This window comes from Pseudovibrio sp. M1P-2-3, assembly GCF_031501865.1.
Taxonomy (GTDB): Bacteria; Pseudomonadota; Alphaproteobacteria; order Rhizobiales; family Stappiaceae; genus Pseudovibrio; species Pseudovibrio corallicola.
In genome coordinates, this window is sequence record NZ_JARRCW010000001.1 from 4,245,894 (window position 1) to 4,267,297 (window position 21,404).

The following is a 21,404-nucleotide window of genomic DNA, read 5'->3' on the forward strand; positions in this document are numbered from 1 at the left end:
GATGCATAATCAAGCATCTGGAACCCGGAACCGCGTTTTGGTAGCTGAAAAACTGGTGGCCAGCTACCCCTCAATGTGGGCGACGCATTGGCGAACGCGTCCCCCAATTTTTGGTGCCATCTACCTCTTTTAAAGAGCTTAGGTGGCAAAAGGCTTAACTTAAGCGCCTTTTAAAACTTCAACGAGCGTCTTGCCAAGTTTTGCAGGTGATGGAGATACGCGGATACCCGCAGCTTCCATTGCCGCAATCTTGTCTTCTGCTCCGCCCTTACCGCCGGAGATCACAGCACCGGCATGACCCATTGTGCGGCCCGGAGGCGCTGTACGCCCTGCAATGAAGCCAACCATAGGCTTTTTACGGCCCTTTTTAGCTTGCTCTTGCAACCATTCAGCAGCTTCTTCTTCCGCAGAACCACCGATTTCACCAATCATGATGATGGATTCTGTTTCAGGATCGTCCAAAAACAGGTCCAGCATGTCGATGAACTCTGTGCCCTTCACAGGGTCACCGCCGATACCAACAGCAGTTGTCTGGCCAAGGCCTTCCTGCGTTGTCTGGAACACAGCTTCATAAGTCAGTGTACCGGAGCGGGAGACGATACCAACGTTACCCTTCTTGAAGATGGAGCCCGGCATGATGCCGATCTTGCACTCTTCAGGGGTCAGAACGCCGGGGCAGTTCGGGCCGAGCAGGCGGGAGTTGGACTTGTCCAAGCGCGCCTTAACCTTCACCATGTCTGCAACTGGAATACCTTCCGTGATACAAACGATGAGAGGAATTTCAGCATCAATTGCCTCAATAATGGCAGCGCCAGCGCCTGCAGGCGGCACATAAACAACAGAAGCGTTTGCACCAGTTGCCTCTTTGGCTTCCTTAACGGAGGCAAAAATTGGCAGCTCGGCAGCACCTTCAATGCCGCCCGACCAAGTTTGGCCGCCCTTTTTAGGATGAACACCACCAACCATCTTGGTGCCGAAGTATTCCAAAGCCTGTTCAGTGTGGAATGTACCGGTTTTACCGGTCAGACCCTGAACAATGACCTTTGTATTTTTGTCAACGAGAATGGACATATCCGTTTACTCTTTCAATCCTCGGCTATTCGCCTTGCCTATTGGCAGGAAAAGCCCGCAAACCGCACCTAAAAATCCAACAATGATGACCGGAATAGTTGGGCCAAAAAGAGAAAATAAAGTCATCATACTTAAACCATAATCTACTTCAAAACCGTCTTCGGTAGTATATGGCTCTAGCGATTGGATTTCGTGACAGACATATTCAAGGCCGCCAAGCCAGAGGGCCGCGCCAACGCTTAGAACTGTAAAGACAACTCTTACGCCCCTTTGGCTGAAAAAGCGCTTTGTCATCGCGATCAAGCCTATGTTGAAACCAAAGTTCAGCAAGGCAGAAAGTACAACAACGGAGAAACCACCGCTGAACGCGATAGAGACCCACATTTCTCCAATTGTAAGTACACACGATTTCATAAAGCGCTTTCTATGGCTATGAATATTGCGCCGATTAACCTTTAACCGCTGCTACAATCTTCTGAGCTGCATCATCCAGATCGTCAGCAGGAATAACGTTCATGCCGCTCTCGTTGATGATTTTCTTGCCCTGTTCAACGTTGGTGCCTTCAAGGCGCACAACGAGAGGAACCTGCAAGCCGACTTCTTTAACAGCTGCCAGAACGCCTTCTGCAATCACATCACAGCGCATGATACCGCCGAAGATGTTGACCAATATGCCTTCCACGTTTGGATCAGATGTGATGATCTTGAACGCAGCTGTTACCTTTTCCTTGGAAGCACCGCCGCCAACGTCGAGGAAGTTTGCAGGCTCTGCGCCGTACAGCTTGATGATGTCCATGGTTGCCATGGCAAGGCCAGCGCCGTTCACCATGCAGCCGATGTTTCCGTCAAGAGCGACGTAAGCCAGATCGTGCTTGGAAGCTTCGATCTCTTTTGCGTCTTCTTCGGTCTCATCACGCAGCGCGACAATGTCGTCGTGGCGGAACAGGGCGTTACCGTCGAAGGATACTTTGGCATCCAGAACGCGTACACGGCCATTTTCCATAACGATCAGCGGGTTGATTTCCAGAAGCGCCATATCCTTTTCTACAAATGCTTTGTAGAGGATCGGGAACAGCTTCATGCCGTCCGCACGGGCTTCGCCTTCCAGCTTCAATGTATCGCACAGGGCAGAGGCTTTTTCTTCTGTCACGCCTTCGATCGGGTCGATTGGCAGTGTCAGAATCAGCTCTGGCGTGTTGTGCGCAACATCTTCAATGTCCATGCCGCCTTCAGTGGATGCAACAAATGCAACCTGACCACATGTGCGATCAACCAGAAGGGAGAGGTACAATTCGCGGTCGATGTCCGCGCCGTCTTCAATGTAAAGACGGTTTACAACTTTACCAGCGTCGCCTGTCTGAGCGGTCACCAGCGTGTTGCCCAGCATGTCTTTTGCGTGGGAAGTCACTTCATCCAGATTGAACGCGAGGCGAACACCGCCCTTTGCGTCCGCAGGAAGTTCCTTGAACTTACCTTTACCGCGGCCACCGGCGTGGATCTGGGATTTAACAACCCAAAGAGGACCTGGAAGACTTTTTGCTGCAGCTTCCGCTTCATCAGCGGAGAAAATCGCAACACCTTCGGCAACTGGAGCACCGTACTCTTTCAGTACTGCTTTTGCCTGATATTCATGAATATTCATTTGCCCTGCCTGTTAACTAGGGAGCGACCGGCGCAAAACACCGGTCTTATGCGGCAACCGGTTATGCGAGAGCCGGTTGAATTTTCTTACAAGCTTTAACCAAGCCGTCAACAGCGTCCAGAGACTTGTCGAGCATAGTCTTCTCGTCGCTGTTCAGGTCGATCTCGATCACACGCTCAACGCCGTTTTCGCCGATGATGCACGGAACGCCTACGTAAACGTCTTTCTGACCATATTCACCCGAAAGGTGTGCAGCACATGGCAGAACGCGCTTTTTATCTTTCAGGTAGCTCTCGGCCATTGCAATTGCAGAGGCAGCAGGAGCGTAGAAAGCACTACCGGTTTTGAGCAGGCTCACGATTTCCGCGCCGCCGTCACGTGTGCGCTGAACGATCTCTTCAAGACGCTCGGCAGTGATCCAGCCCATTTTAACAAGGTCAGTGAGCGGAATACCGGCAACAGTGGAGTAGCGTGTGAGCGGAACCATTGTGTCGCCGTGACCACCAAGAACAAAGGCGGTTACGTCTTCAACGGAAACATTGAACTCGTCAGCGAGGAAGTAGCGGAAGCGGGAGCTGTCCAGAACGCCAGCCATGCCCACAACCTTGTTGGTTGGAAGGCCGGAGAATTTCTGCAAAGCCCAAACCATGGCGTCCAGCGGGTTTGTGATGCAGATCACGAATGCGTCCGGAGCGTATTTTTTGATGCCAGCACCAACCTGCTCCATAACCTTCAAGTTGATTTCAACGAGGTCATCGCGGCTCATGCCTGGTTTACGAGGAACACCAGCGGTTACGATGACAACATCAGAACCTGCAATATCTTCGTAGGTGTTTGCACCGGACAGCTTGCTATCGAAGCCGTCAACTGGTGAAGATTCAGCCAAGTCAAGCGCTTTACCTTGTGGTGTACCTTCAGAGATATCGAAAAGTACGATATCGCCCAGTTCCTTCAAGCCAGCCAAGTGGGCCAGTGTTCCGCCAATTTGACCTGAACCAATTAGCGCAATCTTGTTCCGTGCCATTCAAGTAGCTCCCGTTTACGTAAACTAGACCGAGGGTTTTAAAAGGTCTATTTGTCGCAGGCGTAGCTGGTTTCAAAGGTCGGTGCAAGTAAAATACCCGCAAAAAAGCCCATTTTTGAAAAAATGCGCCTTTTTTCTAATAGGGTCACAAAGTTGTCCAAAATTCCATTTCTGAATTTTTTACAAATTTTTCACTAATTGAGTATTTTCGGCAGTAAACAAGTACTCCGGAGAACGCATTTCTATAAGACGGGAGGCCGTACGGTCAAATTCGAACGCTTCGGTCCCGCTGGGTGCTACATATAAAGCGGTTGGATCCGCTGCGGCTGATATTACAAGCCGGTTGCCATTATCATATAGGGCATCAATAAGATTTATAAACCGTTTAGCTTCATTTCTTTTTTGCGGCGCAAGAACCGGAACATTTTCAATAAAAACAGTGTGATAAGCGTGAGCGATTCGCAAGTAGTCAGAAGCTCCCAGCGGTTGATTGCACAGTTCATCAAAAGTAAACCACGCGGAACCGGAGCAAGCCTTACGAACCGGAATTTTTCGCCCATGATTCTCAAGCTCCTGCTCATGGGAGGCAAGGCCGTGATTCAAGTTGCGCCAAATAGCGGCCAGCTCTTCGTCCGCTTGTTCACCAAGAGGAGAAATATAAAGCTCGCTCCCTGCTAGCTTTTCCAGCCGGAAATCGGTGCGCGAATCAAGGCGCAGCACTTCCACCTTCTCCTGCAACAAGTCGATAAAGGGCAGGATGTGATTGCGGTTCAAGCCGTCCTTATAAAGGTCCTCGGGGTCCACATTGGAGGTACACACCACCACAACCCCATGCTCGAACAACTTGGTAAACAAGCGCCCCAAAAGCATGGCATCGGCAATGTCGGTCACAGTGAATTCGTCAAAACACAACAGGCGGATTTCTGCCGCAATATCGTTGGCAACAGGGATGATCGGATCACTGCCCTTGATCTCGCCGCTCTCGATTTTCTTGCGTGCTTCAAACACCCTATCGTGGGTTTCGGCCATGAACTCATGAAAGTGCTGGCGGCGCTTGCGCGGCTCTGCGGAAATCTCGAAAAACAGGTCCATAAGCATGGTTTTACCGCGCCCCACATCTCCCCAGATGTAAAGGCCAGTTACGGCATCCAGCGCCTGCTTGCGCTTGCCAAACAGCCAGCCCAAAGAGCTCTTCTTGCTGGCAACCTTTGTCTCCAGAAGGCGCAGATTCAGGGCATCAAATTTCTCGACAACAACACGCTGCGCCGGATCGGACTCAATCTCTCCCTGTGAGACCATGTTTTCATAGCGCCCAACCACAGTTGAAATTACAGGAACCGTTTCACTCACAAGATACCACTCCATCAGCGCTGTGCGGATACGCTCAGCCAGCACTTCTTTAATTCTTAAACAAGAACTCCGTTATCAGTGGTAAGGGCAGTATGCACTGAGCTGGTCTCTCAATTCACAGTTTTCCACAGGCTTAAGCAACCTAGCGTAACGTCGGGAGGAGGATTCAATTTTCCTGACCACTCACCTCGTACTTAATTTCCCTTAGAGTGAGGCGCGCGCTGGGTGAGTAAGGCGATATGCGTTGTCATCCACTTGTCACCAGCCAATATATATCATCCTTTTTGCAACAAATACCCAGAGTGTAAGCGAGGATTTTTCAACAAGTTCATTAGTGACATAAGCAGCGGCGCTTACCGCATGAGCAAATCAGCGCTCTACAGCGCCTCATACAATCATTCACACTAAATGAAATTGGAAATGGAATGCATTTTAGAAAAATCACAGCCGCTGCAACCGCTACGACTTTCGCAGGCCTTCTTTTTGTTGCCACTGCAAATGCAGAGGGGCCTGGCATGGGCTCCACTTTGGGCGAATGCTATAACAACTGGGTTTCCTACTGCAATGAGGAAACGGGCGGGTATCCCGCCGGTTACCCCGAAGGATGTTATGGGGAAAGTCTGGACTTGTGCGACAACCACCACAACCCCAAAAGTGCGATTTTCTCCCCATCCCAGATACAGACCTTGAGGACTGACTCCCTCTCGCGGGCAAAGCGCACCCAGTCCCGGAATGACGCGCCCCCAACCAAAAAGGCAGACTAGCCCTCTCTCAAGCTTTCATCCCAAAGCCGCTCTTCCCAATCTTCCAAGGTACGCTTTAGGCATTCTTGTTGTCACGAGTATTGCACGAGGATTGAGTTCGCAACCAAACAAAAAGGACCAGAGAGCACCCTCTCTGGTCCTTTTAAAAATTGTGTTCGCATCACCCCTAGCGGGAGAACGAGATCGGCGCGCCAGCTGATGTGGAGCCACTATACATGCCAGAGCCGCCGGACAATGTCGCCAGATCCGAGCCCGCAGCATCCTTCAAGACAACGTTATTTCCTTTCAGGTCCCACGCGGCAATACGCGACAGGTTGTCATTGCCACACCCGCGGGTGTTGGCACGGTAGCCGCCACTCCATGTGGTGAGCGTCATAAACAGTTTACAGCTATCGGTTCCAGAAGAAACGCTCCAGCCGCCCAGCAAATCGGTGCGTCCCACCTGCCCCGAGCCTGCTGGCTGCAGGTCAGTTGGTGCGGAAGCCACTTGAGTGTTATTGGCCGCCGTTTGTCCCATCTGCGACTGATCAAGCGGAGCCAGATTTTGCCCCCCAACCGGTGCAACAGGCGTTGCCGGTAAAGGCGTCACGTAACTGCGTGTATATGTGGTGCGCTGACAGGCCATTGTCGAAATGGCCAGCACAGAAACCAGCGCAAGTGTCAAACTGCGATTCATGGCAATTCTCCCTGCCGTCTACGGTCCGCGAGAACCACAAAAAATAACTCTCGGCAAAGTTGCCCTTAAATCGTAAACAGGGAAAGAACGGATGCTGAAAAAAATGAGTTTTCCCCCTAAAACCCATGATTTTATGGGGGCACCACCACGGCCCTAGGGTTGATACAGCCGTTTCGCATGGGCACTCCGGCAAGACGGGCAAACATCCACGCAAAACACCCGCCCCATGACAGCACCACGCAAAGCACTTAGAAGCAGACTCGCTTATCGGGTAGTTTTGACATGCGTACAGACCAATAGTTCCCCCATCCAAACCGAAGGAGGGTGCAATGGAATTACGCGGTCAGACAATCATTATCACAGGTGCAAGCAGCGGAATTGGTGCAGCGGCAGCCGAGCTTTTCGCCATTGAGGGGGCAAATGTAGTCTTGGGGGCCAGACGGGAACCGGAGCTTCACGCCTTAACAAACAAGATCACCCAGAACGGCGGGGCGGCCACTTATCTGGCAGGAGACGTCACTCAGGAAACTTACGCCACTGCTTTGGTAGAGCATGCGCTGAACACTTTCGGATCATTTCATGGTGCCTTCAATAATGCGGGCATGATGGGCGAGATGGTTCCACTCCCCCAAATGGACAGCGCCAACTGGAATGATGTGCTGACTACCAATCTCACCAGTGCGTTTTATGCGGCCAAAGCGCAAATTCCGGCCCTCAAAAGCAACGGCAGTGGATCAATCGTTTTCACATCCTCTTTTGTTGGTGCGCTCAACAGCGGCATGCCGGGGATGGGCGCATATGCGGCAAGCAAGGCTGGGCTGGTTGGTCTTGTAAAATCGCTCGCGGCAGAGCATGGGCCGGATAGCATTCGTATCAACGCCCTGCTTCCAGGGGGAACCAGAACCGCAATGGCCGGAGATGATCCCGAAGGGCACACCTTCATTTCCAACCTTCATCCTCTGAAGCGTATGGCAGAACCCTTAGAGATCGCAGAAGCCGCCCTGTTTTTATTGTCAAAACGTTCCAGCTTTGTGACAGGAGGCGCTATGGCCGCAGACGGAGGCGTTTCAGTCCGGCTGATCTAGCAAAGACTTTTTCAACGTCCGCCAGTTTCTCGGGAAAACACTGAGCGTGGGGCATACCTCATAAAACTCAAAGGCATGCCCCAGCACAACAGTGAACCTTGTAGATGGGAAACCTGACGCGGAAAACTTGGGGAACGCAAGGCTGCGGACAACCTTAACACCCGCGCGAAGTCTGTTATTTCCGGTTCACTATTTCTTCAGCAAACTACAGCGTTTCGTTTGCCTGCTGTTTGGAAAATGCATCAAAGGCCGCAAGAGCTTCTGCGCCGTACATGAGCGATGGACCACCGCCCATGTAAATAGCAACACCAATTGTCTCGGTGATTTCCTCACGGGTTGCGCCGTATTTGATGGCGGCTTTTGTGTGGTATCCCAAACATCCGTCACATCTTGCGGCAATCCCCACGGCCAGAGCCATAAGTTCCTTGGTTTTGCTGTCCAGCGCCCCTTCAGAAATTGCGCTTTTTGCAATAGCCCCAAAGCCCTTCATGATCTCCGGCACTTCTGGCCTCAGCTTGCCCAGCTTTCCATCCATGCCCTTTAGATAATCCGGCCAGTTTTCTACGGTCATACCCATTCCATTAGTTATTTCTACATTAGATTTTTCTTATATTAAAGAGAAATGAAGAGAGGTCAATTCCCCAGTGGCCCAAAACAGCAAATTTATGGAGGTGAGATTTTGCTGATCCCTCACATGAACAAAGCAAATGCGGCCAATACCACATACTCTCCACGTAGCGGGGATGCCATCATACACAATTTGCCCCCCTCCCCCACCTCGCACTGGGCAGTACATTCATAGGGACTAATAGTCATATATGCGTTGCAATAGGGCGCTAAGTGTGGTTTCTGATTTTATCTCGTTTTTTTCAGGAAACCGTTTATATGGCCGCAATGGAGTACTTAACCGTACAAGGGCGGGCAGCTGATGTATTGGAAGCTGCACGCAAATCCTTTCTCACGAAGGGATACAAGGGCTCTGCAATTGCCAAAATTGCGGAGACCTCCGATATATCCATGGCCCATATCTACAATTTCTACCCAAGCAAGATGGATCTGGCGTGCGCTGTTGTTGGCAACGAGGTGATGAAGATGATCGCCCGGCTGGAAAACGCGGCAGACCATAACGCCAGTGCCACAGATCGCCTCAAACAGGTTCTGCTCTTTGAGTTTCAAGAGACCTTCCGCCTGCTTGAGCAAAACCCCGGTCTTGCAAGCTGCATGCAGGCCATTGCCAGCAAACGCCGCAGCTATTTCGATAAATTGAGATACCAGTCGCGCCCCATCATAGAGACTGTTTTGAGATCGGGAAATTTTTCCGAGGAATTTGATGTGCAAGATGTCCGGCGCACGTCAAAACTCATCCACTTTGCCACCACCAAGTTCCGCTATGCGCAGCTGTTTGGCGAGGAAGACCCTGCAGTTTTGCGGGAAGAATGCACGGGTGTGGTAATGCTCATATTAAAGGGGTTAGAAAAGCGCCTGTAAGAATTACATCTCAATTTAGCTATATTTAGATTTATATTTCCGCAAAAATACTCACTATTAATTTCAACTGCACCTTCAAGGGTTTATCAATCATCAAGGCCTATCCTTTCCTGCATGAAACCGGTCTCAACCGGGGGAGTACCAGCTTGCTGGATCAGGGAAGGCAGGAGTAATGATGAAGTGCGCGTACTGGTTTGCTTTTGCAACTTTGAGCAGCCTGACCTTTAATCATCAAAGTCTGGCGCAGGAAATTGAAGGCGTCGATATTACCATTGACGAGGAAACCGAGGAAGTCATCTACCCAGATGGAGATATCTACTACGATGAGGACGTGGACATCACCATCAAACCCTTGAATGACTGGAGCGGATTTTACGCCGGTATTCAAGGTGCCTATGCCCATCTGGATGGCAGAAACCGTTTTGACGAAACTCACGGTTACAATGGTGGCATTGGCGGCCTCTTTGGTGGCTACAACTATGTAATTCAAAACATTTTCATCGGCGCAGAGGTCGAGGGAAACATTTGGGGTTTCAGCGGTGCCGATGGGGCGGGTATCGAGCTTGACAGCGATTATATGCTGGCTGCAACATTTCGTGCCGGTCTTATCTGGGAGTACATTCTGGGCTACGTGGACATCGGTGTGGCCACCTCCCGTATGAAAGTCCGGAACAAACTGTGGGAGGACAGCTCAGACAAAGGCCAGATGACAGGTTGGGCCGCAGGTGGCGGTGTGGAAGTCATGGTCGCCGAAAACATTTCCCTGCGCGCAGATTACAAGCACATTGAATATGGTAGTCGGCACTTCACACTGGATGGCGAACGCTTCAAACAAGATCTGGACGCCGACATCGTGCGTATCGGGATCTCCTATCATTTTTGAAAGACTTATCATTTAACTGGATAAAGAAACACGCAAACACTAGGTTAAAGCTGTGAAGTGTCTCCATTGAGCCGCAAACAGCTTTAAGTCAGAACCCGCAGTCCTCCCGGCGTCACGATTTCCGCTCGTATCTTTTTCTCATTACCCTCGCGAATATCAATCTTTGACATGTTCAGCCGCCTGCCGATAAGCTCTCGCAAGTCCTGAGCTTGTGGATGCTCAATCGTGAGAGAGAGCAGGCGAAACCCCAAATCAGGCATGCTTGCAGTTGGGTGTACCCCTCTAGGCCATTCAATCAAAGTTGGAAAAGCCCCTTCCATAGGCATCAGGCCATCGGGAGTAATCGTAATCAGCCACTCCATTCTCCCGCGAGACATCCGGTGCACCTCCCCACTGTGCGGGTGGGCATGGTCACTATCACTTTTCACGTCCTTGGACCTGATCACCCACGTACTCAATGTGGGCTCGCCATCAAACTGGTCCAGATTAAACCATCTTGCCCCTTCCGGTGCAGGCGCTTGGGGATCAATTGCGATAATTTCCAGATACTGCCGATACCCCAAAGTAAGCACCCGGTTATGGGTTCCCATTTGTGGATGCTCGCCGCCAGCGGGCACATCCACACCCAGTTGCTCTTTAACATGCGCCGCGCCTTCTTCTAAAGTTCTGGCGGTCACAACAATGTGGTCCAGCTTCCAGTTTCCAAATTCATCCACGCTGCTTTCTCCAATCTGCCAGTTTCGACCAATCAGCAATTAAGGGAGCCTATAGGATTACTTCTGGATTCCGTCTTGGTGGACGGGATGGCCTCGTAAAGAGACAAGAATGTCACCCCGAACTTGATCAGGGGTCCAGTGCCTTCCGGCTTCGAAAGCGGCTTCCTATAGTTTCCAAATACTACAGCTTGGCATTCGTGCCACAGCCCCGCCCAGTTTACCGAACCAGTCGAAGGCTCCAACTGTGAAATGTCTGGAAGGCTTGGTAGCAATGAGACCGGAGCGGCGCTCCTGTCTCATTGCGCGGCACAAGACCTCAATGACCTCAAGGTTTCACGACAGGCTTAATCCAGCGCAGGCGCAAGGCATTGGTAACCACAAACACGCTGGACAGCGCCATAGCACCCGCCGCCAGAACCGGAGACAAAAGCGGACCGCCAAAGGGATACAAAATACCGGCGGCAACCGGAATCAACACAAGGTTATAAGCAAAAGCCCAGAACAGGTTTTCCTTGATATTTCGCATTGTGCGCTGACTGAGATCAAGCGCATTGACGACACCGTTCAGATCACCGGACATCAACACCACATCTGCCGCCTCAATGGCAACATCCGTGCCGCCGCCAATCGCAAGGCCCACATCCGCCGCCGCCAGCGCCGGAGCATCGTTAATCCCGTCACCGACAAACGCAACACCCGAGCCCAGCGTCTTCAGCCTTTCAACTTCATTCACTTTACCGTCGGGCAAAACTTCAGCAACCACGTGATCAATGTTTACACTCTTCGCAATTGCTTGGGCTGTTTGTTTGTTGTCTCCGGTAATCATCACCACCTTCACGCCTAGCTTGTGAAGGGCGTTGATCGCTGCAGGAGTGGTGGGTTTTATGGGGTCAGCCACAGCCATAACTGCTGCAATCTGGCCATCAATCGCGCCAAACAAAGGGGTTTTGCCTTGCTCGGCCAAGGCTCTCGCCGGTTGTGCCAAGTGCTCTAGGTCAATTCCTTCACGGTCCATCAAGTGGTCAGAGCCAAGCAGAACGCTTCGCCCTTCAACATCGGCCCGCACTCCATAGCCTGTTAGGGAAGTGAAATTCTCCACCTCTGCCAGCGTAAGCCCCTTGTCTTTGGCGGCCTTAACAATTGCCCTTGCAATAGGGTGCTCAGAGCGCTCTTCCACTGAAGCAACCAAGCGCAAGACCATCGCCTCGTCCATCCCGCCAGCAAGTTCCATATCAGTCAGCTCGGGCCTGCCAACGGTTATTGTGCCGGTTTTGTCCAAAGCTACCACACTGCTGTTTTGCAGGGCTTGAAGGGCGTCTCCCTTGCGGAACAAAACACCCATTTCGGCAGCCCGCCCCGTTCCCACCATGATAGAGGTCGGGGTCGCCAGCCCCATTGCGCAGGGACACGCGATAATCAAAACAGCAACACCCGCCACTAAGGCAAGGCTCAAGGCAGGTTCTGGTCCAAACACAAGCCACAGGGCAACTGTGATCAATGCAACAGTAATGACAGCTGGCACGAACCACGCGGTGATTTTGTCAACAAGCCCTTGTATCGGCAACTTTGCACCTTGCGCCTGTTCAACCATCTGGATGATCTGGGCCAGCATGGTATCACTGCCCACTTTTTCTGCGCGGAATGTCAGTGCGCCTGTACCATTGACCGTGGCCCCCACAATTTCACTGCCCAGCTTCTTTTCAACCGGAACAGGTTCACCGGTCACCATGCTCTCGTCGACATAAGAGGAGCCCGACAGAACCCTGCCATCAACGGCGATTTTCTCACCGGGCCGCACATGAACAATATCTCCCACTATGATTTGCTCAATGGGCCGTTCAATCACGTCCCCGTTCACTTCAACTCTGGCCGTTTTTGCCCGCAACCCAACGAGTTTGCGAATAGCTTCGCCAGTGCTTCCCTTTGCCCGCGCTTCCAAAAGGCGGCCAAGCAACACCAGAACCACAATAACTGCGGCAGCCTCGTAGTACACGTTGGCTGTTCCTTGCGGCAACATGTATGCAGCAAAGGTTGCAACGAGAGAAAAGCCATAGGCAGCGCTGGTGCCAAGAGCCACGAGCGAGTTCATATTCGGGGTCCCTTTAAACAGGGCGGGAAACCCCATGGTGTAAAACGAGCGCCCCGGTCCGATCAGAACAAGGCTCGTCAAAACAAACTGGAGATAATAGCTGTTCTGCATTCCAATGGTTTGAGAGACAAGCGTGTGCACACCAGAAAACATGTGGCTGCCCATCTCGATCAAAAACACAGGAAGAGCCAGCGCAGCGGCAAGGGCAGTGCGGCGGGCAAGATCAACAATTTCCTGATTTTTCCGCTCATCCGCAGTTTTCTGGCTCGCAATGCTGACAGATGCCGGATACCCCGCATCACTAATGAGCTTGGCAACGGCCTCCGGCGTGGTTATGCCGTCAAGGTACCTGACACTTGCTGTGCTGGCTGCCAGATTTACCGAAGCCTCCACAACCGCCTCGTTTCCTTTCAAGGCCTTTTCAATGTGCCCCACGCAAGAGGCACAGGACATATTGTCCACCTGCAAGGTTACCTCACTGGCGGCAGCTGGATACCCCGCCTGCTCCAGAACCTTGAAAACATTATCTGTCTTCACAGTTCCATCATGCCTGAGCCGGACACTGGCATTTGCCAGATTCACAGCGCTGTCAGCCACGCCGGGAATGGTGTCCAAAGCCTTCTCGACACGCCCGACACAAGAGGCGCAGTTCATTCCTTCAACCTGGAAACTAAGGGAAGCCATTTTATTCATAGCGATCACCACTCATTCACTCTTTTGCCTCACCCTACAGCTTCCAGTAACTGGAGGGTCAAGATATTTTTTGACCGCTTGGCCAACATTCAAACCACCCCTGCCCTTACTGTTGGACTGCCGCCAGTTTCAGCCACACACGCAAAGCCCCTAGGTGAGTTCCTTTTGCATGGCAACGATAGTGAAACCGGGCCTCATGGGATGTTCCCCCCGGCCACACTCGTGATAGCCCAAGCTCTCATAGAGGTGAATGTTACTTTCCATCAGCAAATTGGTATATAATTTGATGGCTACTTTTCCTTCCAGCCGGGCACTCAGCTCCGCTTGTGCCATCAAACTACGCCCCACTCCCTTGCGTATGTTTTCAGGGTCAACAGCGATACTGACGATGTAAGCGGGGTTCTTGTCCAGTTCCAGAATAATCAGTCCAAGGGTACGCCCGGCCTCACAGGCAAGCGTAATTTGACCCTTCTTGATCCACAGACTGTGATCTTCTTCGGTAGGATATGGCGCATACCCAAGCGCAGGAAGCCATTTTGCATACGCTCCCTTGGTGATGGCATGAACCACGTCAAGGTCAGAAAGTTCAGCCTGCCTAAACTCAATCTTCATAGCGAGCCTTTTCTCTCTAATGAAAGCTAAGAGGAACACCAAGCAGGGAGCATAAAGATAAAGGGTCGCGCCCTCTCCCTATGCCCTACCAGCATAATAATACAGGTTTCTACTTTGGGTGCGCAGTGTTTTCCCCCGCCAGACTTAACCGGTCAATAATGGGGCAATCCGGCCTGTCATCGCCTTTACACGAGCTCACCACAAACGCCAGTTCCTCGCGCAGCAGTTGGAGCTCCCGCTGCTTGGCCTCAATTTCCGCAAGCTTTTTGGATGCAATGCGCTTCACATCGGCGCTCGTGCGCTCCTTATCCTGATAAAGCCCCAGCAACTCCCGACATTCATCAATAGAAAAGCCGAATTCCCGCGCCCGACGAATAAAAACAAGCTTGCGTACCTGCCTGTCGCTATAGGTTCGGTAGCCCGCCAATGAGCGCCCTTCCGGCTCCACCAAACCAATATCTGCGTAGTATCGTACCGTTTTTGTGGGAAGCACCGCCGCTTTTGCTGCTTGCGATATATTCATATTAAAACCTCTTGACCTTCCACCTACTGGAAAGCCTAGTTTGGCCCCCACTTTTTGTAAAGGAGAGTTCCATGAAGACCATCACATACTTACCCCGCAGCGCACAGCCCACACTCTGCGGTGTTCGTGTTGCCGTTTAAGCCGGTGCTGTTTTTTTCTCTCCCGTTTTCCTCAATTATCGGCGTGCAAAAGCGCCCTGAAAGGCCTGCTACTCATGCGTAAACTTGGAATTGGCGCAACCTGCGCTGCATTTGTCTTCGCTGGAGCTTACTACTGGCACACACCCTCCAGCCCCCTCCAATCTTCCACCAAGGCCGTTCCCCTCGTTGCAGTTACACTGCCCGCCAGTTTTTCCGGCAAAGCCAAACGGGGCGTGCAAGGGTTTGAAGAAAACTGCGCTGCCTGCCACGGTGCCAACGCCGCAGGACAAAACGGGGTAGCCCCACCCCTTATTCATAAAATCTATGAGCCCGGACACCACGGAGACGAAAGTTTTCAGCGGGCCGTGGCGCAAGGTGTCAGAGCTCACCACTGGCGCTTTGGCAACATGCCTCCCATTGAAGGGGTGAGCCGCAAAGAGGTCGCCAACATCATCGCCTATATTCGCGAAGTGCAGCAGGCCAACGGAATTAACTAAAAAGTCTCCACGAAATCCTCTTTTTCGCAACTATAGCCTCACGGAGAAGAACTGGCGTTCAAGTTTCCCCAAGGCGGAGTTTTTCCGCCTCAACAGAGCGCTTTATGTGCACTGGAATACGCCATACAATCAGAAACGCAATTAAGGACGCCGCAAGTACGTAATAGGCGGGAATATAGAAATTTCCGGTTTTATCGATCAGGTACGTTATGACCATGGGGGCTGTTCCCCCGAAGGCTGCCATACAAAAATTATAGGCAATCGCCACGGTACTACAGCGAAGATGGACCGGAGACATTTGGGTCAAAAGGGTCACGGAAACAGCAATAAAGGGCGAATAAATCAAGACAAAGCCGAGTTGGCCCAGATAAACATCAATCAAATGAGACTGTAACATAAGCCACCACAGCGGCCCCACAAGAAGAAACAGCAAAACGGATGCGCCAATAAGGAAAGGGCGAATTCCAATCCTGTCCGCTATATGGCCATTCACCGGAATAAGCACGGCCAACACCACCAGATTCAAGGTGGTGATGTTTAAAGCCTGAGCCTCAGAAAAGAGTGGTTCACTGCCAATAAAGGAAGCGGCATACACGAATACCGCAAAATAGATCACAGCAACCGGCAGCATAAGCCCAACCATCTCAAGGGCGAGTAAGGGGTGTTGAACAAATGTCTGGAGGACCGGATTGCGCACTTCCTCACCTTCTGATGGCAGACTTTCCATAAGCGAGCGGCGCATAAGTACACTTATAAGCGCAACAACCCCGCCAAGCAGGAACGGAATACGCCAACCCCAGATTTCCATCTGGCTTTGGGTTAAAAACCAGCTCACAACCATTGGCACCCCAGCCCCCAAAGCGCATCCCGTAATCATGGCAAAGGCAACCCAGGAACCCGTCAGAACCTGTCGCCCCTGCGGGGCCTGCTCCACAAGAAGAACGCCTGATGTTGTGTATTCTCCAGCAACCGCAATTCCTTGAATAATGCGAATAGCCACCAGAAGAACAACAGCTGTCAGCCCAATCTGTCCAAACGTGGGAAGCAAAGCGATGCTGACCGAGCCAGCCCCCATAACAATAACAGAGAGGATCAAGACCGGCTTCCGACCCCACTTATCGCCCAGATGACCACAAATCAAACTGCCCACAGGACGGGCCGCATAGCCCACTGCCATAACGGCAAAGGCCGAGATAAGCGCAACACTCCGGTTATCACCGGGAAAAAACTGGCTGGCGAAAATTGGGGCAAGAAATCCATAGACAGTGAAATCGAACCACTCAAGCATATCACCGCTGATCGCAGCCAGAACAGAGCGCGAAAATGGAATGTTTCGGCGGTAGTCCATAGTCTTTCCAAACAGAAAGGTTAGACTTCATTTAATGAAGAAACTAGTTTACTTTTGTTTACGCCCTCCCCGCCCCTTTTTCTAGAGACTACGCGTTGTGAATGCCCCGCGGCACCCTAAGAGCAAGACATGCTCGCAAATGGGTAAAGGGCCGAAAAGGCCACGTTTAGCCGGTTTATTGACATAGCAGGCCGTATCTTAAAGGCCTTTTCCGGCACCTCTTCTGGACAATAATTACCAAGATGTAATCGGCACGACAAACTAATGCCCACAATAAAGGCTCTGCTCTAGGTAACCAAAGAGTTAATAGAGGAGCTACATTATGCCCGCTCATGCCGGTTTCTCATCTGCAGTTCAGGATCTTTTCTCTATTTCGCAAACAATGACAAACGGCATAGAGGCAACTGTAACCCCCGACATGCTCTCCTCCATCGCCAGCGATATCAACACTATTTCCGAGGCCATAGCAAAAGCGCACATGCCCTTTACCATGGAAAGTACTTCTGGCGAAAATATCCCCACTGTCGTTGACGATCTGGCATCCATTGCAAAGGTCATGGCCAACGAGCCGCAAGCTGTTACTGCGCAAGACTTCTTATCTATTGCTCAGGATCTGGATGCGGTGGCAGGGGCTACTTTCGAATTTGGCTCCCACTACGAGCTGGAGTATGACTTTGCCCCCACAGGGCAAGCCTTTATACAGATCGCCCAGAACCTCATCGCAGCCACCGCAGGGTTGTCAGTGGACCTGCCTATTTTGGGAGACAATGGCGTAGCATCGCCCCCCTTTGGTCTCACATTCAAGATTGAAGGCCTTTGAGGAAGGTTCAAGCTATACCAGCACTTCATCTTTCAAGCTTGTGATGAATGCAACCACATCATGAAACTCCACTTGCGGGACATCAAAGGACGACAGGGTTGCTTTCAGATGGCCAAGGAATGCGCTCCAGTCAGAGTCAGTAATCCCCATTCCCTTGTGCGTCGCCACCATATCACGGCCCGTGTAATACATTGGCCCACCGGCTGCATTGGCAAGGTAGTCAATCAGCAATTGTTTTTCCCGCGCTATCCCGTCATCACCGCGGTTTTGCCAGAAACGGCCAAGGAGTTCGTCATTTTGCAAGCGCGGCAGCAGGTTATTGACCACAGCTGTAACCGCATCATAGCCACCCAGCCGCTCGTATAATGTCTTGTCGCTCATCATTTATGCCTTTCCTCAAGAAAGCGAGCGTACCCTATTGAAAATGGGAGTAGTTTTTCGAAAGCACGCATAAACAAACATTGCCAGAGTCATCCGCAGCACCAAAGCCGCGCAATTAACTCTAGAAAATGAAAGTAGGCATGAGGTGATCAGAGCAACTTGATTTTGGTTAACTATATGTACTATATACACAAATACTTATAGCCACCTCAAAACCGGAGCGGCCGCGAATAACATTCGCTCAGCCTCCCAGCCCGGATTCCCCAAACGCGGCGCATCCCCTTTAAAGGTCCTTCGCTCGTCATTAGGAATTTGGCGATACAGTTTGCGAATTGGCTGATAATCCGTTCACCGATCCCAGACTTTTGGAACGGGCCGGATGAAAACCAACTCAAATACGTCCAGAACAATCAATCGGCCCCTAAGGAACTCTTTACCCGTTGGCTGAATAACTCCCAAATATAATTGGAGGGAAGGAATGAGTAGCAGTTTCACTCTCAAAGGCGTTTTTACAAAAAAATACGAGGAAAATGCGGGGGAAAATAAGCAATCAACCAGCGGAATAGGTTCTGAAAAAGAGTTTACAGAGCGGCTGCGAAAATGGCTTGATCACGTCATCGAGGCCCACAACATTCACAGTATTGTGGACGCGCCGTGCGGTGACTTTAACTGGATGCAGCATTTCACTGAACACAAGGACATACACTATTACGGCGTTGATATCGTGGAAGCCCTGATTGAACGAAATAAAGAGAAGTTCCCAAGCAAAAACATCAGCTTTCAATGCAACGATATTTGCGAAGACCCTCTGCCGGACTGTGACCTTCTAATTGTTAGAGATCTGCTCATTCATCTTTCATTCAAAGATATTGGCAAGTTCCTCACCAACTTATCCAGCGCCAACTACAAATACCTAGCGATCAACACCTATACCGAGCACAACAATGTGGCCAACAAGAACATTGTGAGCGGGGCTTTCAGGAAAGTAAACGTCTTCGACTGGCCCTTGAACTTCGACCCAAGCACCGCTTTGGATGAAGTCAAAGACTACCCCGACGGCTACCGCCTCCCCCGCGAAATGGTCCTGTTCGCAAAAAAAGACGTCCCCAAAAAGCTCGACTACTCGCAGCATAACAACTCCATGTAATTCTAATAACCAAGCCGCATTATCTGGAACCTATAGGAAATCACTTTCTAACTCGGATGAAACTGGGCTCCGCATCAAGTGCGGAGTGACGCTGGTGTTTGCTTACAGGCCAAACTAAACTCAAACGTAAGCTTGATCCGGTATCCAGCCCATTGGTCTTTTTATCCAGATTTATATCAGCAACGCTTGGCAGTCATTCGAGTTTCTCCAAAATGGTGATAAGGAATTTATCGCTTAAATGCTCTCGATCCTGAAGGATAACCAGTGGGGCATACCCATAGCCGTAATAACTTCCCTCTTTTCTGCAGGTGGGGATCCTGCTGACCGCGATCAATCGATCATTTTGTGAGGCTTCAATAAAATATGTATCTGGGATTTTGGTAATTGCTTCAATCTCACCATTTTCAACGCCCCAAAGGGTATGCATAGTTTCACCAATCCCGGGGTCGCTGAACAAAACCTGATTTTCCAAAATGGCTTCCTGCAACGTCTCCAAGTCTAAAGCTAAATAAATCACGCTGCCCAAGGCGATTTTGTAGCGTGGGACTGATAAGATCAGACCGCTTGGCGGTATCGGCTGTCACCTCAAACAGGGTCATCTTGGTTTCATTTACCGACATAATGGCATCCGATTGCGCGATTGTTTGCTCCTGACCGCGCATCCATGCCGACAGCTTTAGAACTCGTGGGTCTTTGGGTTTATAGTTCCAAGCTATTTGATCTGGTCCCCGTTTATATTTCTTGTACCTTTCAAGCGTTTCTAAGCTCAGACGATTCATAGCCCGACCTTTAAATAATAGTTCGTCTTTGGACACATAAATTATAGAAAGTTGTTGGAGGAACACCCCACGTAAAAACACCGTTTTCCTATAAGAAAAACCGGTTTCAAATTCAAAAGCATCACTTGGAAAAACTGCGACCTCGTTTCCATTAGGATCCAGTTTGGCAATGGCGCTTGCATTGTTAATGATATAGCCCCCCTCTTCAACCACAACGTAATAAACGGTGTTGTCCTGCGAGATATAGGGCTTCCAGCGGATCATACCCTTTTGGGGCTCAGTCAGTTTCTGAGGCGGTTCAAGCCCGTTCAGGTTCACGCGCCACAGGTTCCAGCCGACATTTTCCTCCCCGCACATATGTGCAGAAATGCACCGGGACGCCACCACCAGACGCTCACCATCGGGATAAAACGTTGGATCATACCAACGGTAGCCCTTAGGCAGGTCTTTATTTTCAAACCGGTCATATTGATTGCCTTTGGCAACCACCAGACGCCCGTGAAAGCGATATTCGTTCAGCCCATCCAGAGCCAGAGCAAGTTTGTCACCTTTTGGAGAGGCACCCAGCCCAAAAATTTCGGCGGTGCGCAAATCGAGTGTTCGAGATGAAAATTGTTCATCTTGGACTGGAACTGAAACACGTGCAGGCTCATCAGATCGGGCCGGAAGAGCAACGAGAAACACGCAAAAAATATAGAAAAGTCGAGATTTAAATATAAACATGAATGGAATGAACCTTAATGCCTGTCCATTGAGATTAGACAGAGTTTAAGGAGACATCTACTTCTGGAAATGAGTGGCTTTATTCAAAGGTAAGCCCCCCAACAAAAAAGCCGCCCCAGTCTGAGGCGGCTTTCTTAATTTCAACTGCTAGAGCAATCACAGGCGGCGTTCGACCATCATCTTTTTGATCTCGGCAATAGCCTTTGCAGGGTTGAGACCCTTTGGGCAGGCCTGCGAGCAGTTCATGATTGTGTGGCAGCGGTACAGGCGGAACGGGTCTTCCAGATTGTCCAGACGCTCGCCAGTTGCCTCGTCGCGGCTGTCGATAAGCCAGCGGTAAGCCTGCAACAAGATAGCAGGGCCGAGGTAACGATCGCCATTCCACCAGTAGCTCGGGCAGGACGTGGAACAACACGCACACAAGATACACTCGTAAAGGCCGTCCAGCTTCTGGCGGTCCTCATGGGACTGCAGCCATTCCTTTTCAGGGGCTGGAGATGTTGTCTGCAACCAAGGCTCGATGGAGCGGTGCTGAGCGTAAAAACGCGTCAGGTCCGGCACCAGATCCTTCACCACAGGCATGTGCGGCAGCGGATAGATCTTCACGATCTCACCGGACACCTCGTCCTGACCTTTAGTACAGGCCAGAGTATTGGTGCCGTCGATATTCATGGCACAAGAGCCACAAATACCTTCACGGCAAGACCGGCGGAACGTCAGCGTCGGATCTATCTTATCCTTGATGTAGATAAGGGCATCCAGAACCATCGGGCCGCATTCATCCGCATCCACTTGGTAAGTGTCGATCCGCGGATTGCGCCCGTCATCGGGCGTCCAGCGGTAAACACGGTATTCGCGAAGGTTGGTCGCACCTTCCGGCTTGGGCCAAACTTTGCCCTCTCCCATGCGGGAGTTTTTCGGCAGCGTGAGCTGAACCATAGTAACTACTCCAC

At 51.0% G+C, this 21,404-nt stretch carries 23 protein-coding genes; 7 read left to right on the plus strand and 16 right to left on the minus strand.

Annotated elements, in window-relative coordinates; genetic code table 11:
* Nucleotides 1-159 precede the first annotated feature (159 nt).
* From sucD to zapE, 5 genes are all read right to left on the minus strand, one after another.
* The gene (gene sucD / locus P6574_RS18630; RefSeq protein WP_310621721.1) at nucleotides 160-1,071 is read right to left on the minus strand and encodes a succinate--CoA ligase subunit alpha; all 912 of its coding nucleotides are present in this window, start codon (nucleotides 1,069-1,071) and stop codon (nucleotides 160-162) included.
* Nucleotides 1,072-1,077: 6 nt separating this feature from the next.
* Nucleotides 1,078-1,485: a hypothetical protein gene (locus tag P6574_RS18635; RefSeq protein ID WP_310621722.1), complete on the minus strand. Its 408-nt coding sequence runs from the start codon at nucleotides 1,483-1,485 to the stop codon at nucleotides 1,078-1,080.
* A 34-nt stretch (nucleotides 1,486-1,519) separates the two neighbouring features.
* Nucleotides 1,520-2,713, minus strand: coding sequence for an ADP-forming succinate--CoA ligase subunit beta (gene sucC / locus P6574_RS18640; protein ID WP_310621723.1), 1,194 nt, complete (start codon nucleotides 2,711-2,713; stop codon nucleotides 1,520-1,522).
* 61 nt (nucleotides 2,714-2,774) lie between these two features.
* Nucleotides 2,775-3,737, minus strand: coding sequence for a malate dehydrogenase (gene mdh / locus P6574_RS18645; RefSeq protein WP_310621724.1), 963 nt, complete (start codon nucleotides 3,735-3,737; stop codon nucleotides 2,775-2,777).
* Nucleotides 3,738-3,917: 180 nt separating this feature from the next.
* The gene (gene zapE, locus P6574_RS18650) at nucleotides 3,918-5,102 is read right to left on the minus strand and encodes a cell division protein ZapE (protein ID WP_310622195.1); all 1,185 of its coding nucleotides are present in this window, start codon (nucleotides 5,100-5,102) and stop codon (nucleotides 3,918-3,920) included.
* A gap of 410 nt (nucleotides 5,103-5,512) precedes the next feature.
* Here zapE and P6574_RS18655 point away from each other — a divergent pair, with 410 nt between their 5' ends.
* Nucleotides 5,513-5,851, plus strand: coding sequence for a hypothetical protein (locus P6574_RS18655; RefSeq protein ID WP_310621725.1), 339 nt, complete (start codon nucleotides 5,513-5,515; stop codon nucleotides 5,849-5,851).
* A 166-nt stretch (nucleotides 5,852-6,017) separates the two neighbouring features.
* On the opposite strand, the gene P6574_RS18660 is transcribed toward P6574_RS18655, so the two are convergent.
* Nucleotides 6,018-6,527, minus strand: coding sequence for an AprI/Inh family metalloprotease inhibitor (locus tag P6574_RS18660; RefSeq protein WP_310621726.1), 510 nt, complete (start codon nucleotides 6,525-6,527; stop codon nucleotides 6,018-6,020).
* A 329-nt stretch (nucleotides 6,528-6,856) separates the two neighbouring features.
* Here P6574_RS18660 and P6574_RS18665 point away from each other — a divergent pair, with 329 nt between their 5' ends.
* A complete protein-coding gene (locus tag P6574_RS18665) occupies nucleotides 6,857-7,612 on the plus strand; it encodes an SDR family oxidoreductase (RefSeq protein WP_310621727.1) in 756 nt (251 codons plus the stop codon).
* A gap of 205 nt (nucleotides 7,613-7,817) precedes the next feature.
* On the opposite strand, the gene P6574_RS18670 is transcribed toward P6574_RS18665, so the two are convergent.
* Complete coding sequence (locus P6574_RS18670) at nucleotides 7,818-8,183, minus strand: carboxymuconolactone decarboxylase family protein (protein WP_310622196.1); 366 nt, start codon at nucleotides 8,181-8,183, stop codon at nucleotides 7,818-7,820.
* Nucleotides 8,184-8,497: 314 nt separating this feature from the next.
* On the opposite strand from P6574_RS18670, the gene P6574_RS18675 reads away from it, so the two are divergent.
* Both P6574_RS18675 and P6574_RS18680 read left to right on the plus strand, forming a co-directional pair.
* Nucleotides 8,498-9,100, plus strand: coding sequence for a TetR/AcrR family transcriptional regulator (locus P6574_RS18675; RefSeq protein ID WP_310621728.1), 603 nt, complete (start codon nucleotides 8,498-8,500; stop codon nucleotides 9,098-9,100).
* 175 nt (nucleotides 9,101-9,275) lie between these two features.
* Nucleotides 9,276-9,983 carry an outer membrane protein gene (locus P6574_RS18680; RefSeq protein ID WP_310621729.1) on the plus strand — a complete coding sequence of 236 codons (708 nt, stop codon included), beginning with the start codon at nucleotides 9,276-9,278 and terminating at the stop codon, nucleotides 9,981-9,983.
* An 83-nt stretch (nucleotides 9,984-10,066) separates the two neighbouring features.
* Here the strand turns inward: P6574_RS18680 and P6574_RS18685 are convergent, their stop codons facing one another.
* The 4 genes from P6574_RS18685 to cueR all read right to left on the minus strand — a co-directional run bounded on the left by P6574_RS18685 (nucleotide 10,067) and on the right by cueR (nucleotide 14,616).
* Entirely contained in the window at nucleotides 10,067-10,699 is a 633-nt protein-coding gene (locus P6574_RS18685) for a VOC family protein (RefSeq protein WP_310621730.1), read from the minus strand.
* A gap of 325 nt (nucleotides 10,700-11,024) precedes the next feature.
* On the minus strand, nucleotides 11,025-13,481 hold the full coding sequence (locus tag P6574_RS18690) for a heavy metal translocating P-type ATPase (protein ID WP_310621731.1): 2,457 nt from the start codon (nucleotides 13,479-13,481) through the stop codon (nucleotides 11,025-11,027).
* A gap of 150 nt (nucleotides 13,482-13,631) precedes the next feature.
* A complete protein-coding gene (locus P6574_RS18695; RefSeq protein WP_310621732.1) occupies nucleotides 13,632-14,093 on the minus strand; it encodes a GNAT family N-acetyltransferase in 462 nt (153 codons plus the stop codon).
* Between the two features lie 109 nt (nucleotides 14,094-14,202).
* Nucleotides 14,203-14,616 (minus strand): Cu(I)-responsive transcriptional regulator, encoded by a 414-nt coding sequence (cueR, locus tag P6574_RS18700; RefSeq protein WP_310621733.1) that lies wholly within the window; start codon nucleotides 14,614-14,616, stop codon nucleotides 14,203-14,205.
* Between the two features lie 214 nt (nucleotides 14,617-14,830).
* On the opposite strand from cueR, the gene P6574_RS18705 reads away from it, so the two are divergent.
* Nucleotides 14,831-15,253, plus strand: a complete 423-nt coding sequence (locus P6574_RS18705; RefSeq protein ID WP_310621734.1) for a c-type cytochrome — start codon at nucleotides 14,831-14,833, stop codon at nucleotides 15,251-15,253.
* A 58-nt stretch (nucleotides 15,254-15,311) separates the two neighbouring features.
* Here P6574_RS18705 and P6574_RS18710 read toward each other — a convergent pair whose 3' ends face one another.
* Nucleotides 15,312-16,601: an MFS transporter gene (locus P6574_RS18710; RefSeq protein ID WP_310621735.1), complete on the minus strand. Its 1,290-nt coding sequence runs from the start codon at nucleotides 16,599-16,601 to the stop codon at nucleotides 15,312-15,314.
* Between the two features lie 322 nt (nucleotides 16,602-16,923).
* Between P6574_RS18710 and P6574_RS18715 the strand changes: the two genes are divergently transcribed.
* Entirely contained in the window at nucleotides 16,924-17,421 is a 498-nt protein-coding gene (locus P6574_RS18715; protein ID WP_310621736.1) for a hypothetical protein, read from the plus strand.
* A gap of 12 nt (nucleotides 17,422-17,433) precedes the next feature.
* Here the strand turns inward: P6574_RS18715 and P6574_RS18720 are convergent, their stop codons facing one another.
* Complete coding sequence (locus P6574_RS18720) at nucleotides 17,434-17,802, minus strand: group I truncated hemoglobin (protein WP_310621737.1); 369 nt, start codon at nucleotides 17,800-17,802, stop codon at nucleotides 17,434-17,436.
* A 478-nt stretch (nucleotides 17,803-18,280) separates the two neighbouring features.
* Between P6574_RS18720 and P6574_RS18725 the strand changes: the two genes are divergently transcribed.
* The gene (locus P6574_RS18725; protein WP_310621738.1) at nucleotides 18,281-18,949 is read left to right on the plus strand and encodes a class I SAM-dependent methyltransferase; all 669 of its coding nucleotides are present in this window, start codon (nucleotides 18,281-18,283) and stop codon (nucleotides 18,947-18,949) included.
* A gap of 193 nt (nucleotides 18,950-19,142) precedes the next feature.
* Here P6574_RS18725 and P6574_RS18730 read toward each other — a convergent pair whose 3' ends face one another.
* The 3 genes from P6574_RS18730 to P6574_RS18740 all read right to left on the minus strand — a co-directional run bounded on the left by P6574_RS18730 (nucleotide 19,143) and on the right by P6574_RS18740 (nucleotide 21,390).
* Entirely contained in the window at nucleotides 19,143-19,421 is a 279-nt protein-coding gene (locus P6574_RS18730) for a hypothetical protein (protein WP_310621739.1), read from the minus strand.
* Nucleotides 19,381-20,451, minus strand: a complete 1,071-nt coding sequence (locus tag P6574_RS18735; protein ID WP_310621740.1) for a TolB-like translocation protein — start codon at nucleotides 20,449-20,451, stop codon at nucleotides 19,381-19,383. The genes P6574_RS18730 and P6574_RS18735 overlap by 41 nt, the downstream gene beginning before the upstream one ends.
* Nucleotides 20,452-20,607: 156 nt before the next feature.
* A complete protein-coding gene (locus tag P6574_RS18740) occupies nucleotides 20,608-21,390 on the minus strand; it encodes a succinate dehydrogenase iron-sulfur subunit (RefSeq protein ID WP_310621741.1) in 783 nt (260 codons plus the stop codon).
* Nucleotides 21,391-21,404 lie beyond the last annotated feature (14 nt).

Coding starts and splice junctions, on each gene's coding strand:
- sucD (WP_310621721.1), bottom strand. CDS start 1,071: ATGTCCATTCTCGTTGACAAAAATACAAAGGTCATTGTTCAGGGTCTG.
- P6574_RS18635 (WP_310621722.1), bottom strand. CDS start 1,485: ATGAAATCGTGTGTACTTACAATTGGAGAAATGTGGGTCTCTATCGCG.
- sucC (WP_310621723.1), bottom strand. CDS start 2,713: ATGAATATTCATGAATATCAGGCAAAAGCAGTACTGAAAGAGTACGGT.
- mdh (WP_310621724.1), bottom strand. CDS start 3,737: ATGGCACGGAACAAGATTGCGCTAATTGGTTCAGGTCAAATTGGCGGA.
- zapE (WP_310622195.1), bottom strand. CDS start 5,102: ATGGAGTGGTATCTTGTGAGTGAAACGGTTCCTGTAATTTCAACTGTG.
- P6574_RS18655 (WP_310621725.1), top strand. CDS start 5,513: ATGCATTTTAGAAAAATCACAGCCGCTGCAACCGCTACGACTTTCGCA.
- P6574_RS18660 (WP_310621726.1), bottom strand. CDS start 6,527: ATGAATCGCAGTTTGACACTTGCGCTGGTTTCTGTGCTGGCCATTTCG.
- P6574_RS18665 (WP_310621727.1), top strand. CDS start 6,857: ATGGAATTACGCGGTCAGACAATCATTATCACAGGTGCAAGCAGCGGA.
- P6574_RS18670 (WP_310622196.1), bottom strand. CDS start 8,183: ATGACCGTAGAAAACTGGCCGGATTATCTAAAGGGCATGGATGGAAAG.
- P6574_RS18675 (WP_310621728.1), top strand. CDS start 8,498: ATGGCCGCAATGGAGTACTTAACCGTACAAGGGCGGGCAGCTGATGTA.
- P6574_RS18680 (WP_310621729.1), top strand. CDS start 9,276: ATGAAGTGCGCGTACTGGTTTGCTTTTGCAACTTTGAGCAGCCTGACC.
- P6574_RS18690 (WP_310621731.1), bottom strand. CDS start 13,481: ATGAATAAAATGGCTTCCCTTAGTTTCCAGGTTGAAGGAATGAACTGC.
- P6574_RS18695 (WP_310621732.1), bottom strand. CDS start 14,093: ATGAAGATTGAGTTTAGGCAGGCTGAACTTTCTGACCTTGACGTGGTT.
- cueR (WP_310621733.1), bottom strand. CDS start 14,616: ATGAATATATCGCAAGCAGCAAAAGCGGCGGTGCTTCCCACAAAAACG.
- P6574_RS18705 (WP_310621734.1), top strand. CDS start 14,831: ATGCGTAAACTTGGAATTGGCGCAACCTGCGCTGCATTTGTCTTCGCT.
- P6574_RS18710 (WP_310621735.1), bottom strand. CDS start 16,601: ATGGACTACCGCCGAAACATTCCATTTTCGCGCTCTGTTCTGGCTGCG.
- P6574_RS18715 (WP_310621736.1), top strand. CDS start 16,924: ATGCCCGCTCATGCCGGTTTCTCATCTGCAGTTCAGGATCTTTTCTCT.
- P6574_RS18720 (WP_310621737.1), bottom strand. CDS start 17,802: ATGAGCGACAAGACATTATACGAGCGGCTGGGTGGCTATGATGCGGTT.
- P6574_RS18725 (WP_310621738.1), top strand. CDS start 18,281: ATGAGTAGCAGTTTCACTCTCAAAGGCGTTTTTACAAAAAAATACGAG.
- P6574_RS18735 (WP_310621740.1), bottom strand. CDS start 20,451: ATGTTTATATTTAAATCTCGACTTTTCTATATTTTTTGCGTGTTTCTC.
- P6574_RS18740 (WP_310621741.1), bottom strand. CDS start 21,390: ATGGTTCAGCTCACGCTGCCGAAAAACTCCCGCATGGGAGAGGGCAAA.